A 14,125-nucleotide genomic window follows, 5' to 3' on the forward strand; every position below is an offset into this window, starting at 1 on the left:
GAACCGAAGGCAGGATCAGTCCGCGGGCGCCGTCACCGTGCAGTTGCGGATGCCGTAGATGTCCAGCGCCAGCTTGGCGGTGTTGCGTGCCGTGATGCCCCAGATGGTTTCTTGCGGGTTGAGGCCAAGGCTGGTCGGGAAGACCGACGCGTCGTGCACCGACAGGTTGGTGATCTGGTGGTGGCGGCCGTTGCCGTTGACCACGCCCTTGGTTGGGTCGGCCGACATGCCGCAGCCGCCCATCTGGTGTGCCGAGTTCAGGCGCACGCGGCCGCTGACCATCGGCAGCGCATCCGCAGCGGCCTGGAACGAGGCGTTGTCGGTGTAGCCCTGGGTCGCGGCGTCGATGTGGCCGATGAAGACGCGCTGTGCCCCGGCCGCGAAGTGCACGGCGCCCTGCGACTTGATCGACTGGCGGATCGACTCCAGCACGGTGGCGCTGAGCGGGTAGTCCAGGCCCGGCGAGCCATCGGCACGCAGGACCACGGAACCGCCGACGCTTTCCGACATGAAGCCGTCGCGCACGAAGGAGATCGTGACGCCGTACTTGTTGAAGTTCTTCATCAGCGAAGCGTGCTGCTCGCCGAAGTAGGTCGGGCCACCGGCCACCAGCACCGGGTGCAGCGGCGCCACTTCCAACTTGTAGCCCGGCGTGCCGGTGAGGGGCACGTTGTCGAGATAGTGGTCGGAGTAGACGGACTGCGGCAGGCCGGAGTGCGCGGCGATGTCGTTGTTGTAGAAGCCACCCACCGAAGCGCTCGGATGCAGGAAGGTGCGCTTGCCCAGGGTGCCGTGCGGATCGGGCGCGCCCGAGCGCATCAGCAGCGCGGGGCCGTTGATGGCGCTGGTGGCCTGAACGTAGTGGCGCGCCTTGATCGTGACCTTGCGGCCGCTCGGACGCAGGCCCGACGGGTCGAGTGCGTCGCAGACGATGCCGGTGATGGCCGTCTTGGCGGTGTTGAAGGTGTAGTTCTGGGCACGCAGGCGCGTGTAGAGCGTGGCGCCTCGCGCCATCGCGACGGGCAGCGAGGTCACCAGCATCGACTGCTTGGCGTTGATCGGGCAACCCAGGCCGCAGTAGCCGAGTGCGGCGCAGCCCTTCACGTTGGGCGAAATGATGCCCCACGACAGGCCCAGCCGCGACAGGCCGGTCGACAGGATGCCGTTGTTGGCGTTGATCGCGCCGGTCCAGGGCTTGATGCCCAGGCGCTTTTCAACGGCCGCGAACCACGGGTCCATCTTGGCCTTGGTGTACTCGGTCAGGCCATACACGCGCTGCCAGTGTTCGAGCACCTGCGGGGCCGTGCGGAAACTGGTGGCCCAGTTGACGGTGGTGCCGCCACCGACGGTGCGACCTTGCAGGATGCCGACGCCACCGTCGATCGTGCGACGGGCCAGGTTTTCCTGGTACATCGCGGGGTAGGCCTCGGACTCCTTCATGTTGAAGTCGCTCGACGACTTCAGCGGGCCCTCTTCGATCAGCACGACCTTGAGGCCGCTGGCGGCGAGCATTTCGGCGGTGAGGCCACCGCCGGCACCGGTGCCGATGATGGCGACGTCGAAGGTCACCGATCGGTCAGCGGTCAGGGTGGAGGCGTCGATGATCTTCCAGCCGGCGCGCTTGCCGACGACCCACGGGTCGGTGGGTTTCTTGGTCGGGATGGGAATGACTTGAGGAATGGGCATGTTGGCGTGCCTCTCAGTTGAATTTCGGGGGGCCGGCATAACCAATGGCGGGCCAGTTGATGGGGTTCGAATAGAACGCGTTGGGGATCAGGCCCATGAACGCGCTGAAGATCGAACGTTGGCTGGCGACCTGGCTCACGCGCAGGCCGTCGAGCAAGGCCGCCAGCAGCGTGGCGGGCATGGCTTCCCAGGTGGCCGGGAAGGCGGCATTGAAGATCTGCGGGCCGCCCTTCAAGGTGTTGAACAGGCCGACGATGCCGGCCTGGTTGAGCGGGGGGTAGTTGCTGACGATTTCGCCGGCGCGCTGCGCGCACAGGTCGATCGCGGCGGTGCGGGCAGTCGGGTCGGTCGGCAAGGCGCTGTTGCCCAGGATCACCGGCACCCAGACACGCACGATGGCGAGCGACGCTGCATCGAGCGCCGAAACAGGCGGAACAACTTGCGCTTGGGCGGGGTTCAGGGCCGCGCCCCCTCCCAGCGCAAGCGCTGTGCTGCCGGCCACACCTGTGGCCAACAGATCTCTTCGGTTCATCATGGCTTGTTCTCTCCTTGGTGGTCACGCGTCCAGTAACTGCACGCTCGTGCAAATGTGAGCCAAAAAAGTGACAGAACAGTGAGGGAAAACGCCAGACCAGGGCAGGAATGAGGCGGAAATAAGACATATGTCTTAAAAGACACGTGTCTAAATTGCAAGAGGGGCTGCCGTGCGCCGTCTGCGGGTGGCTTGGGAAAGGCGTTAGCCGACGCTCACATTGGGCTGCGGCGCGGCGTCGGGCGTGGTCTGGCTCTGCACCTGGTTGCGCCCGTTGCGCTTGGCCTCGAGCAGGCGGTCGTCGGCCACCTTGAGCAGGCTCTCCACCGATTCGGCTTCGCTGGAGGAGTCGGCCACGCCGGCCGAGAAGGTGTTGGCCGCGAGCGACCCGGTCTCGAAGTGGAAGGCGCGGCGCCGCCAGGCCTGCAGCAGCTTGAGCACCTTGCGCTGCGCCAGCTCGGCAGAGCTGCCCGGCATCAGCAGGCAGAACTCTTCGCCGCCGAAGCGAAAGGCGACATCGCTCTGGCGGGTGTTCTCGTTCAGCAATGCGCCGAAGGCCGCCAGCAGGGTGTCACCGGCCACGTGGCCGTGGCGGTCGTTGACGGACTTGAAGTGGTCGAGGTCGATGATGGCCACGGCCAGCGGCTGGCCTTCCCGCTGCGCGAAGGCCAGCATCTGCGGCATCACGTCGTTCAAGTGCCGGCGGTTGAAGAGGCCGGTGAGGAAATCGCGTGTCGCCTGCCGTTCCAGGCGCGACTTGAGCGCCTCCACCTCGTCGATCTTTTGCGAGAGCTGCTGGTTGATCGCTTCCAGCTCGGCGCGGGCCTTCTCGGTGGCACGGCGGCGCGCTTCGGTCTCGTCGAGGTGCTGCTGCAGGCGGCGCAGCTCGGTCTGCAGCGACGCTGCCTGGTAGCGCGCCCGCGAGGCCTGGTGGCCGCGCGCCACGTGGCAGCGCTGCCACTCGCGAAGCGCGGCCAGCGCGCGATCGGGCTCGCCGAGCTGCTGGCAGGCGTCGGCCAGGGCCGCGTGGTAGAGGCAGCGCACGCGCAGGCTCAGCCCGGCGTCGGCCGCGTGCAGCATGGATTCGGCACGCTGCAGGTGCTGTGCGGCTTCGGCAAGTTTCGCGTCGGCGCGCAGCACCTCGGCTTCGGCCACCACCAGCGTGAGCGCCTCGTCGGGTACGTCGACCTCGGGGCAGTTGCCACGGGCACGCGCCGCGAGCTCGCGGCCCAGCGTCGGGTCTCCGGCGCGCAGGGCCGCGAGGGCCATCGTCTCGAAGTGCGCGTTGGTCGGGCCGCGGCCGGTCTCGTCGGCGGGCAGATCGAGCAGCTGCTTCACGTCGGGCAGCGCTTCGGGCGCGCGGTCCAGGCCCATCAGGCAGATGATGCGGTTGATGAGCAGCACGCTCAGCAGGCGCGGGTTGCGCAGCTGGTGGCTGCGGGCGATGCCTTGCTCCACGTAGGCAAGCGCCTGGTGGAAGTCGCCGAGCTGGATCAGCTCGTGCGCGAGGTTGCAGTACAGCACCACCTCGAAGCCGTTGCTGCGTGTGGGCTTGGCCTCGTGCAAGGCCTGGTACATGTAGGCGAAGGCCTGCTCCGATTCGCCGAGCGACGAGTAACAGCCGGCGATCACGTTGAGCAGCATGCCCAGCTCGTCGCGCTTGAGCACCTGCAGGCCTTCGGCGCGCAGCGGGAGGATGCGCTCCAGCGACTCCTGGTACTTCGCATCGCGCCACAGGCAGCGGGCAATGCCGACTTCGGCGAGCAGATGGCCGGGGCGGTTGCCCAGCGCGGCGAAGCAGGCCTCGGCCTGGCCCAGCTCATGGGCGGCGGTCTGCGGCGTGGAGTACCAGATGAGGTGCAGCCCACGCACGAGGCGGGCCCAGCCCTCGGCCAGCGTGTCGCGGTCTTCGAGCGCCCGGGCCAGTGCCTGGTCGGCGAGGGCGATGCAGCGGGTGGAGTCCTGGTACAGCAGCTTCCATGCGCGGCGCGCGGTCGCCAGGGCGGGCGAGGCGGGCGGGTGCTCGGGCGGCTGCGGCATGCGCGCGATTTTCGCTGCATTCCTTCCCCGCGCCCGGGCCGGCCCCGCCGGGGCGGGTCAGGCTTTCAGTGCGCCTTCGGCCGAGTACTTGTAGAGCAGGTGCACCGACTGGTGGCCGACCTGGCGTTCATCGAAGCGGATCGGCAGGCCGCCAAGGTTCATCTGCTTGCCGCGCAAGGCTGCGGCGAGGGCAGGGCGCGTGGGCGAGGCCTTGGCCTTCATCTCCACCAGCGTGCGGGTGATGACGCTGCCGTAGACGAAGCCTTCGAAGGCGCTGAACGAGCGGGTGAGGGCGTCGAGGTCGCGGTCGATCATCGCGTCGCGGAAGCGCACGGCGATCTCGGTGCGCGACAAGGCCGGGTTGCTGAACGGGCTGGCCACCCCCAGGCCGTTGAGGGCCCGCTCGCGGCTTTCGGCGAAGGGCCGGCTGATCACCTGCGACAGCGTGCACACCGGCGCCATGTAGGCGTTGCCGCGGCCACGCAGCTCCATCATGGTGTCGACCACCGCTTCGGTCGGCAGGAGCAGCAGCACGCTCTGCGTCCCCGGTGTGGCGACGACTTCGCGCGCGGCGGCGGCGAGCTTGTCGGCGTTGCTGGGGTCAACCGCGATCGCGCGCGCGATGCTCGCGCCTGAGGCCTGCATGTGTTTGAGCAGCTCCCGGTTGCCGGGCTCGTCGACATAGAGCACGCCCACACGCGGCAAGCTCATGTTGGTGAAGGTCTTGAGCACGGCGCTCAGCTCGTCGGCGTCACTCGCCTTGAGATGGAAGGCCCAGGGGTTGTCGCCGCGCCGCAGCTCGGCGGCGCTCGAGCGCATGCCAACCACGGGCAGGCGCAGGCGCGCCGCCACCGGCAGGGCCGCCTGTGCGTGGGCGGTGGACCAGAGGCCGCTGATGGCGACCACATCCTGGCGGGCCAGTGCCTCCACGTTGGCGGCCGCCTGCTCGGGCTTGTAGGCGTCGTCGAGTTCGATCACCTCGATGGGCTGCCCGCGGCGCTCGGCCGCCACCGCTTGCTGGAAGCCGGCGAGGAAGTCGAGCCCCACATCGGCGGTCGCGCCGGCCTGGATGGCGTTGCGCACCGCCGGCGCTCCGCTCAGCGGCAGCGTGAGGCCGATCTTGATCGTGGGCTGCGCGCGCAGCCAGGTCGGTGTGGCCAGTGCGGCGCTCGCCGCCAGGGTGGTGCTGACAAAACGGCGTCGATGGAACGCGGGCATTGGAAATGTCTCCTCGCAGGGAAGCCAGCGACACTGGCTTCTTGAAATCGTTTTCAGACGCGAGGGTAACGAGATGGAGCAATAGCGTCGACTAGGGAAACCGCGCGCGGATGTGCGGTTTGACGCGACTCACATGCTGCGCCGGTACTGGCCGCCGACTTCGAAGAGCGCGCTCGTGATCTGGCCGAGCGAACACGCGCGCACCGCCTCCATCAGCACTTCGAACACGTTGCGGTTGTCGATCACCGCCTGCTGCAAGCGTTTGAGCATCGCGGGCGCTTCGCTCGCGTGTTGTGAGTGGAAGTCGGCCAGGCGCTTGAGTTGCGACTGCTTCTCGTCGTCCGTCGAACGTGCGAGCTCGATGTGCTGCGGCACTGGGTCGCCATGCGGGTTGCGGAAGGTGTTGACGCCGATGATGGGGTACTCGCCGGTGTGCTTGAGCATCTCGTAGCGCATGCTCTCTTCCTGGATTTGGCCGCGCTGGTAGCCGGTCTCCATCGCGCCCAGCACGCCGCCGCGCTCGGCGATGCGCTCGAATTCCTTCAGCACCGCTTCTTCGACGAGATCGGTCAGCTCCTCGATCACGAAGGCGCCCTGGTTGGGGTTCTCGTTCTTCGCGAGGCCCCACTCGCGGTTGATGATGAGCTGGATGGCCATCGCACGCCGCACGCTGTCTTCGGTGGGCGTGGTGATGGCCTCGTCGAAGGCGTTGGTGTGCAGGGAGTTGCAGTTGTCGTAGATCGCGATCAGCGCCTGCAGCGTGGTGCGGATGTCGTTGAACTGGATCTCCTGCGCATGCAGGCTGCGGCCGCTGGTCTGCACGTGGTACTTGAGCTTCTGGCTGCGCTCGTTGGCGCCGTACTTGTCGCGCATCGCCACCGCCCAGATGCGGCGCGCGACACGGCCGAGCACGGTGTACTCCGGGTCCATGCCGTTGCTGAAGAAGAAGCTGAGGTTCGGCGCGAAGTCGTCGATGTGCATGCCGCGCGCGAGATACGCCTCCACGAAGGTGAAGCCGTTGCTGAGCGTGAAGGCCAGCTGGGAGATCGGGTTCGCGCCCGCTTCGGCGATGTGATAGCCGCTGATGCTCACCGAGTAGAAATTGCGCACGCCGTGGTGCACGAAGTACTCGGCCACGTCGCCCATCACCTTCAGGCTGAACTCGGTCGAGAAGATGCAGGTGTTCTGGCCCTGGTCTTCCTTGAGGATGTCCGCCTGTACCGTGCCGCGCACGTTCTGCTTCACCCAGGCGACGATCTTCTGCGTCTCGTCGTCGCTCGGCTCGCGGCCGTTGTCGGCTTTGAACTTGTCGAGCTGCTGGTCGATGGCGGTGTTCATGAACATCGCGAGGATCGTGGGCGCGGGGCCGTTGATCGTCATCGAGACAGACGTGCTCGGGCTGCAGAGGTCGAAGCCGGAGTACAGCACCTTCATGTCGTCGAGCGTCGCGATGCTCACACCGCTGTTGCCGACCTTGCCGTAGATGTCGGGCCGCAATGCCGGGTCGTGGCCGTAGAGCGTGACGCTGTCGAACGCGGTCGACAGGCGCTTGGCCGGCATGCCTTCGGAGAGCAGCTTGAAGCGCCGGTTGGTGCGGAAGGCATCGCCTTCGCCGGCGAACATGCGCGTCGGGTCTTCGTTCTCGCGTTTGAAGGCGAAGGTGCCGGCGGTGTAGGGGAAGCTGCCCGGCACGTTGTCGAGCAGCAGCCACTTGAGCGCCTCGCCGTGGTCTTCGTACTTCGGCAGCACCACCTTGCGCACCTTGGTGCCGCTGAGCGTGGTGGTGGTGAGCGCGGTGCGGATCTCCTTGTCGCGGATCTTCACCACGTACTCGTCGCCCGCGTAGGCCTTCTGCAGCTCGGGCCATTGGGCGAGCAGTTTCTTCGCATGGGGGTCGAGCTTCGCCTCGCGCTCATCCGCCAGTGTGTTCACCGCACGCACCGCGTTGCTCTTGTCGGGGTTGTCTTCGCTGAGCATGCGCCCCGATTCGCGCAGCTGCTGGATCTGGCGGGCGAGGCGCGATTGCTTGAGCGCTTCTGCCTTGTAGTGGCGCACGCTGTCGCTGATCTCGGCGAGGTAGCGCACACGCGCGCCGGGCACGATGGGCACCTGGTGCGTGCTGTGGCGGGTGCTGACCTTGGGCAGCGTGCTCTTGGTGGTCTTCAGGCCCAACTCGGCCAAGCGCGGCAGCAGCGCCTGATACAGCGCCGTCACGCCGTCGTCGTTGAAGCGGCTGGCCATGGTGCCGAACACCGGCATCTCGTCGGGTGATTGGCCAAACGCCTCGCGGTTGCGCATCACCTGCTTGGCCACGTCGCGCAGCGCATCGGCCGCGCCCTTGCGGTCGAACTTGTTGATGGCCACGAACTCGGCGAAGTCGAGCATGTCGATCTTCTCGAGCTGGCTGGCGGCGCCGAACTCGGGCGTCATCACGTACATCGGCAAGTCGACCAGCGGCACGATGGCCGCGTCGCCCTGGCCGATGCCCGAGGTCTCGACGATCACGAGGTCGAAGCCGGCCACCTTGCAGGCCGCCAGCACGTCGGGCAGGGCCTGGCTGATCTCGCTGCCGAAGTCGCGCGTGGCGAGCGAGCGCATGAAGACACGCGCACCGTGCTGCCAGGGGCCGATGGCATTCATGCGGATGCGGTCGCCGAGCAGCGCGCCGCCGCTCTTGCGGCGAGACGGATCGATCGAGATCAACGCCACACGCAGCGCGTCGCCCTGGTCGAGACGCAGGCGGCGGATCAGCTCATCGGTGAGGCTCGACTTGCCGGCACCGCCAGTGCCGGTGATGCCGAGCACGGGGATGCGCGTCTTCTGGGCTGCGTCGTGCAAGGCGGTCTTCAGCGATGCCTCGGCCGCGCCGTTCTCCAGCGCCGTGATGAGCTGCGCGAGCGCACGCCAGTGCGCTTCGCCGTGGCCCTGCACGGCCGCGAGCGAGGTCGGAGCGTGCGACGACAACGCCTGATCACAGCGCATCACCATCTCACCGATCATTCCTTGCAGCCCCATGCGCTGGCCGTCTTCGGGGCTGTAGATGCGCGCGACGCCATAACCCTGCAGCTCGGCGATCTCGCTCGGCACGATGACGCCGCCACCGCCACCGAAGACCTGGATGTGCGCACCCCCACGCTCGCGCAGCAGGTCGACCATGTACTTGAAGTACTCGACATGACCGCCCTGGTAGGAGCTGATGGCGATGCCCTGCACGTCTTCCTGCAAGGCCGCCGTCACCACCTCGTCGACCGAGCGGTTGTGCCCGAGGTGGATGACTTCCGCCCCTATGCTCTGCAGGATGCGCCGCATGATGTTGATGGCCGCATCGTGGCCGTCGAAGAGGCTCGCGGCGGTGACGAAGCGCACCTTGTTCGTCGGCCGGTAGTTCGCCAGGGCCTTGTGCTCGGCGGAGAGGTCGGTCATGTCGTGTGTCTCCTGGGCGGGGTGGGTTCAGACCACCTTGAGGTTCTTGAGGCTCGCGTCGTCGGGCGGATACCGCAGCTTCAACGACTCGAACACCTGCTTCATCACGCTGGCGATCATCAGGTTGCGGTGCGTTTTCGAATCGGCCGGCACCACGGTCCACGGCGCCCAGGGTGTGCCCGTGGCCGAGATCGCGTCGGCATACGCCCGCTGGTACTGCTTCCACTGCTTGCGCACCTCGAGGTCGCCGGCGGAGAACTTCCAGCGCTTGGTCGGGTCGTCGAGCCGCTCCTGCAGGCGCTTGCGCTGTTCGTCTTTCGAGATGTGCAGCATGAACTTCACGACGACCGTGCCGGTCTCGGTGAGCATGCGTTCGAAGTCGTTGATGTGGGCGTAGCGCTCTTTCACCTGCGCGGGGGTGATCCACTTGTTCACGCCCGGCACGAGCACGTCTTCGTAGTGGCTGCGGTTGAAGACAGTGACTTCCCCGTTGGCCGGCACCTGCTGGTGGATGCGCCAGAGGTAGTCGCGTGCGCGCTCGGGCTCGGTGGGCGCTTTCCACGCGACCGTGTGCACACCCAGCGCGCTCATCTGGCCGAAGACGCCGCGCAGCGTGCCGTCCTTGCCGCTGGTGTCGGTGCCTTGCAACACCACCAGCAGCTTGAAGCGGCGGTCGGCATAGAAGAGGTTTTGCAACTCGTCGAGCTCGCGCGCGAGGGTCTCGACGGCGGCCTTGTCGGCGGCTTTGTCCCCGCTGGAGTAAGGCTTGGCTTGCGGCGAAACCTTGTCCAGATCAAAGCGTGCGGGTTTGGCGCCTGCCTTCGCGTGCTGGTAGGGCTTGAGGTTCGGGGTGGGTCCGGGCACGTCGCCTCCAATTGACGTATACGTCAATTGGCAGTGTATCCCCGTCGGGGCTGACACCCCTGTCCGCGGGGCGGTCTCCAGGGTCCGGGCGGGTTTTCGGGCGCTCTCGAAAGAAGGGTTTGGCGTCAAAATCCCGGCCACAACGGGTGCTGGAGGGCGCCCGCAGAGAAAAGCAGTCCGAGGAGTGTTGCCGTGCCCACGCCATTTGTCCCCGTCAAGACGTCTGAAGCCGTCCAGGAATTGCAGAGCCGCCAGCGCAAGCTGAGCCAGCGCCACCGCACGGTGCTGCTGCTGGTCGACGGGCGCCGGCCGGAAGATGAAGTACGGCAGCTGGCCCAGGCCGCGGGCTCGCCCGACACCTGCTACGACGAGCTGGTCGACCTCGGCATGATCTCGCGCCCGGCGCCGCTCGATTCGGCGCCGATGCCGCTGGAGGCGGTCGATGTGGAAGTCGACGTGGCCGACCCCGTTGCCGCGGCGACGGCGCAGCACATGGCGTCCGACGCGGCGCCGGTGGCCGACTCGGTGATCAGCAGCTTCCTGCCCGCCGCGGCCAGCCTGCAACCCGAGTCGCATCTCGACTCCTCGCTCAATGAGCTGTCGGGGGTGTCGGGCGCGGCGATGGACGCGATCGAAGCCGAGCGCCAGTCGGGCGGCGTACAGGACGAAGCGCTGGAAGAAGCGCGCGACATCCTGCTGCGCGCCGTGAAGGCCGAAGCCCCGGTGGCGGGCTCATTGACCATGCTCCGCTTGCGGCGTGCCCGCACGCGCGAAGATCTGGAGGCCTTGCTCGAAGAAGTCGAGGGCCGTATCTTCAAGCCGTTCAAGGGCCTATGGGCCTCGCAGACCATGGCCCGCGTGCGCGAACTCCTGGCCACCCAACCGCCTTTGTCCATTCCGTCTTCCTGATGACCTTTCTCGCCATCGACGTCGGCAACACCCGCCTCAAATGGGGCTTGTACGCCTCGCCACAGCCGGGTGCCGCCTTGATGGCGCATGGCGCGGTCTTTCTCGAGACCATCGACCACCTCGCCGACCACGACTGGAAAAAACTCCCCGCGCCCACCAGCATGCTGGGCTGCGTGGTGGCCGGCGAGAGCATCCGCCGCCGCGTCGAGGAGCAACTGGAGATCTGGGACATCGACCCACGCTGGGTCGTGTCGTCCGCCCACGCCGCCGGCGTGACCAATGGCTACGAACACCCGGCCCGCCTGGGCCCCGACCGCTGGGTCGCGATGATCGGCGCGTGGCACTACGTGTGCTCGCGTGGCGCGCCGCGGCCGGTGCTGGTGGTGATGGTGGGCACGGCGGTCACGGTCGACGCGGTCGACGAGTCCGGCCACTTCCTCGGTGGCCTGATCCTGCCCGGTTTCGGTGTGATGCAGAACGCGCTGGAGATGGGCACTGCCGGCCTGCGCGTGCCCACCGGCGAAGTCGTGGACTTCCCCACCAACACCAGCGATGCGCTGATGAGCGGCGGTGTCAATGCGATGGCGGGCGCGGTGGAGCGCATGTACCGCAAGCTGCGCGCGAAGACCGGGCAGGAGCCGGTGCTGCTGATGTCGGGCGGTGCGTCGCCCAAGCTGTCACCCGTCACCGACCTCAAGATCGAGGTGGTGGAGCGCCTGGTGTTCGACGGTCTCCTGGCCCTTCAGTCGCACCGACTGGCCCTTTGACGCCGGGCCCCGCCAGCAGATCGCGCCGCAGCGCGGCGATCTCCTCGTGCAGCGAGCGCACCTGCCGGTGCAGGTCGTGCAGGATCTCGTGTTCGATGCGCCGCTCTTCGGTGTGCACCCACATGGCGGCGATCGATGCGGTGACGAGCGAGAGCACGCCGAACCCCATCAGCACGACGAACACCGCGAAGATCTTCGCCGCGGGCGTGCTCGGCACCATGTCGCCGTAGCCGACGGTGGCGGCCGTAGTGAACGCAAGCCAGAGGCCATCGCCGAAGCTGCGCACGTGCGGATCCAGCCACCAGAAGCCCAGCCCGCACAACCCCAGCACGGCGATCGCCAGCACCAGCAGATAGGGCAGGCTCCCGCGCCAGAACCACAGGCGCATCGACTCTCCCCAGCGCCCCACGATCAGGGCGGCGGTGAAGAGGCGCACGCCGAGCACGGCGACACCGTCGCCCTGCGGGAGCGCACCGGACAGCACCAGACCCACCACCAGCGCGACGCCGAGCGTGCGATGCGCCTTGACGGTACGTGTGGCCATGGCCTGCGTGCGGGCGGGGCGCTCGCGCCACAGGACCACCGCACAACACAGGGCCGCGCCGAGGTAGAGCGCGGCCACGAGCGCGCCGTGCACCGACAGCAGTGCCATGTAGAACGCGGGCACCGTGGCGGCCAGGGCGGCGACTTCGAGCCGGCGCCATGCGCTCAGCGGCGACGGGCGGGCAAGAGGGCGGTCCATCGCCCGAGCCTATCGGGCGACGACCAGGCGCGCTTGACCGGCGTCAAGCGTCGCGGCGCCTCAGAGGATGTAGCGCGAGAGGTCTTCGTTCTTTGCCAGGTCGCCGAGCTTCGCGTCCACCTCAGCCGCACCGATCGACACCGCCTGCCCCGACAGTTTGGGAGCGTCGAAGCTCACGTCGTCGAGCAGGCGCTCCATCACCGTCGACAGGCGCCGCGCGCCAATGTTCTCGGTGCGCTCGTTCACGTCGTAGGCGATCTGTGCGAGGCGGCGGATGCCATCGGGCTTGAGTTCCAGCGTCACGCCCTCGGTTGCGAGCAAGGCCTGGTACTGCTTGACCAGGCTCGCATGCGTCTGCGTGAGGATCGCCTCGAAGTCGTCGACGCTCAGCGAGCCCAGCTCCACGCGGATCGGGAAGCGGCCTTGCAACTCGGGGATCAGGTCGCTCGGCTTGCTCAGGTGAAAGGCACCCGAGGCGATGAAGAGGATGTGATCCGTCTTCACCATGCCGTACTTGGTGTTGACCGTCGTGCCTTCGACCAGCGGCAGCAGGTCGCGCTGCACGCCCTGGCGCGACACGTCGGCACCGCCGGTTTCCTGGCGTGACGCGACCTTGTCGATTTCGTCGAGGAAGACGATGCCATTCTGTTCGGTGTTGGAGAGCGCGCGGGTCTTGATCTCGTCTTCGTTGACGAGCTTGGCGGCTTCTTCTTCGGCGAGCAGCTTGAGTGCTTCGACGATCTTCACCTTGCGTTGCTTGCGCTTGGCCGCGCCGAGGTTGGCGAACATGCCCTTGAGCTGCTCGGCCATCTCGTCCATGCCCGGCGGGCCCATGATCTCGAGCGTGGGCTTGGGGTCGGCGACCTCGATCTCGATTTCCTTGTCGTCGAGCGCGCCTTCGCGCAGGCGCTTGCGCATCACCTGCCGGGCGGTGTTGTCGGTGGGCTGCGAAGGCGAAAGGCCAAAGTCGCTGCGCGGTGGTGGCACCAGCACGTCGAGCACGCGGTCCTCGGCGGCGTCTTCGGCGCGTGCGCGCTGGCGGCGCATCGCGTGCTCGCGCTCCTGCTTGACGGCCATCTCGATGAGGTCGCGGATGATGGTGTCGACGTCCTTGCCGACATAGCCCACCTCGGTGAACTTGGTGGCTTCGACCTTGATGAACGGCGCATCGGCGAGCTTGGCCAGGCGGCGCGCGATCTCGGTCTTGCCGACGCCGGTCGGGCCGATCATCAGGATGTTCTTCGGCGTGATCTCGCCGCGGAGAGCTTCATCGACCTGCTGGCGCCGCCAGCGGTTGCGCAGCGCGATGGCGACGGAGCGCTTGGCAGCGGCCTGGCCGACGATGTGGCGGTCGAGTTCGGAGACGATCTCCTGGGGCGTCATGTTGAAGCTCATGCCGTGTCCCCAAGCGTTTCGATGATGTGGTTCTGATTCGTGTAGATGCAGAGGTCGCCAGCGATTTCGAGCGAGCGCTTCACGATGTCCTTCGGCGCCAGCGTGGTGTGCTCCAGCAATGCAATCGCCGAGGCCTGCGCATACGATCCGCCCGAGCCGATCGCGACGATGCCGCGCTCCGGCTCGAGCACGTCGCCATTGCCCGTGATGATGAGCGAAGCTTCCTTGTCGGCCACGGCGAGCATGGCTTCGAGGCGGCGCAACACGCGGTCGGTGCGCCAGTCCTTGGTCAGCTCGATGGCGGCGCGCACCAGGTGGCCCTGGTGCTTTTCGAGCTTGGCCTCGAAGCGTTCGAAGAGGGTGAAGGCGTCGGCGGTGGCGCCGGCAAAGCCCGCGAGCACCTGGTCGCGGTAGAGCTTGCGCACCTTGCGGGCCGTCGACTTGACGACCACGTTGCCGAGGGTCACCTGGCCGTCGCCGCCAAGGGCAACCACATTGCCCCGGCGCACGCTCAGGATGGTCGTGCCGTGATATTGGTCCATGGGGAAG

General features: G+C 67.3%; 11 protein-coding genes. 2 read left to right on the forward strand and 9 right to left on the reverse strand.

The features are described from left to right. Positions 1 to 15: 15 nt before the first annotated feature. The 6 genes from RXV79_RS03000 to RXV79_RS03025 all read right to left on the reverse strand — a co-directional run bounded on the left by RXV79_RS03000 (position 16) and on the right by RXV79_RS03025 (position 9,763). Positions 16 to 1,686 (reverse strand): GMC family oxidoreductase, encoded by a 1,671-nt coding sequence (locus tag RXV79_RS03000; RefSeq protein ID WP_316701991.1) that lies wholly within the window; start codon positions 1,684 to 1,686, stop codon positions 16 to 18. Positions 1,687 to 1,699: 13 nt separating this feature from the next. Then, complete coding sequence (locus RXV79_RS03005; protein WP_316701992.1) at positions 1,700 to 2,221, reverse strand: hypothetical protein; 522 nt, start codon at positions 2,219 to 2,221, stop codon at positions 1,700 to 1,702. 201 nt (positions 2,222 to 2,422) lie between these two features. After that, positions 2,423 to 4,258 (reverse strand): tetratricopeptide repeat-containing diguanylate cyclase, encoded by a 1,836-nt coding sequence (locus RXV79_RS03010; RefSeq protein ID WP_316701993.1) that lies wholly within the window; start codon positions 4,256 to 4,258, stop codon positions 2,423 to 2,425. A 57-nt stretch (positions 4,259 to 4,315) separates the two neighbouring features. Next, positions 4,316 to 5,476 (reverse strand): ABC transporter substrate-binding protein, encoded by a 1,161-nt coding sequence (locus tag RXV79_RS03015; RefSeq protein WP_316701994.1) that lies wholly within the window; start codon positions 5,474 to 5,476, stop codon positions 4,316 to 4,318. 129 nt (positions 5,477 to 5,605) lie between these two features. Continuing rightward, complete coding sequence (gene icmF / locus RXV79_RS03020; RefSeq protein WP_316701995.1) at positions 5,606 to 8,899, reverse strand: fused isobutyryl-CoA mutase/GTPase IcmF; 3,294 nt, start codon at positions 8,897 to 8,899, stop codon at positions 5,606 to 5,608. A gap of 27 nt (positions 8,900 to 8,926) precedes the next feature. Beyond that, on the reverse strand, positions 8,927 to 9,763 hold the full coding sequence (locus tag RXV79_RS03025) for a PPK2 family polyphosphate kinase (RefSeq protein WP_316701996.1): 837 nt from the start codon (positions 9,761 to 9,763) through the stop codon (positions 8,927 to 8,929). Positions 9,764 to 9,955: 192 nt separating this feature from the next. Here RXV79_RS03025 and RXV79_RS03030 point away from each other — a divergent pair, with 192 nt between their 5' ends. Further along, positions 9,956 to 10,672, forward strand: a complete 717-nt coding sequence (locus tag RXV79_RS03030) for a hypothetical protein (protein WP_316701997.1) — start codon at positions 9,956 to 9,958, stop codon at positions 10,670 to 10,672. Then, entirely contained in the window at positions 10,672 to 11,439 is a 768-nt protein-coding gene (locus tag RXV79_RS03035; protein WP_316701998.1) for a type III pantothenate kinase, read from the forward strand. Before RXV79_RS03030 ends, RXV79_RS03035 begins: the two co-directional genes overlap by 1 nt. Here the strand turns inward: RXV79_RS03035 and RXV79_RS03040 are convergent. Genes RXV79_RS03040 through hslV form a run of 3 tightly spaced genes read right to left on the reverse strand, consistent with a single transcriptional unit; the run spans position 11,366 to position 14,118 of the window. Then, on the reverse strand, positions 11,366 to 12,181 hold the full coding sequence (locus tag RXV79_RS03040; protein ID WP_316701999.1) for a potassium channel family protein: 816 nt from the start codon (positions 12,179 to 12,181) through the stop codon (positions 11,366 to 11,368). The genes RXV79_RS03035 and RXV79_RS03040 overlap by 74 nt on opposite strands. Before the next feature lie 60 nt (positions 12,182 to 12,241). After that, positions 12,242 to 13,576 carry an ATP-dependent protease ATPase subunit HslU gene (hslU, locus tag RXV79_RS03045; RefSeq protein ID WP_316702000.1) on the reverse strand — a complete coding sequence of 445 codons (1,335 nt, stop codon included), beginning with the start codon at positions 13,574 to 13,576 and terminating at the stop codon, positions 12,242 to 12,244. Beyond that, positions 13,573 to 14,118: an ATP-dependent protease subunit HslV gene (hslV, locus tag RXV79_RS03050; protein ID WP_316702001.1), complete on the reverse strand. Its 546-nt coding sequence runs from the start codon at positions 14,116 to 14,118 to the stop codon at positions 13,573 to 13,575. The genes hslU and hslV overlap by 4 nt, the downstream gene beginning before the upstream one ends. Positions 14,119 to 14,125 lie beyond the last annotated feature (7 nt).

The sequence above is a fragment of the Piscinibacter gummiphilus genome (assembly GCF_032681285.1).
GTDB lineage: Bacteria > Pseudomonadota > Gammaproteobacteria > Burkholderiales > Burkholderiaceae_C > Rhizobacter > Rhizobacter gummiphilus_A.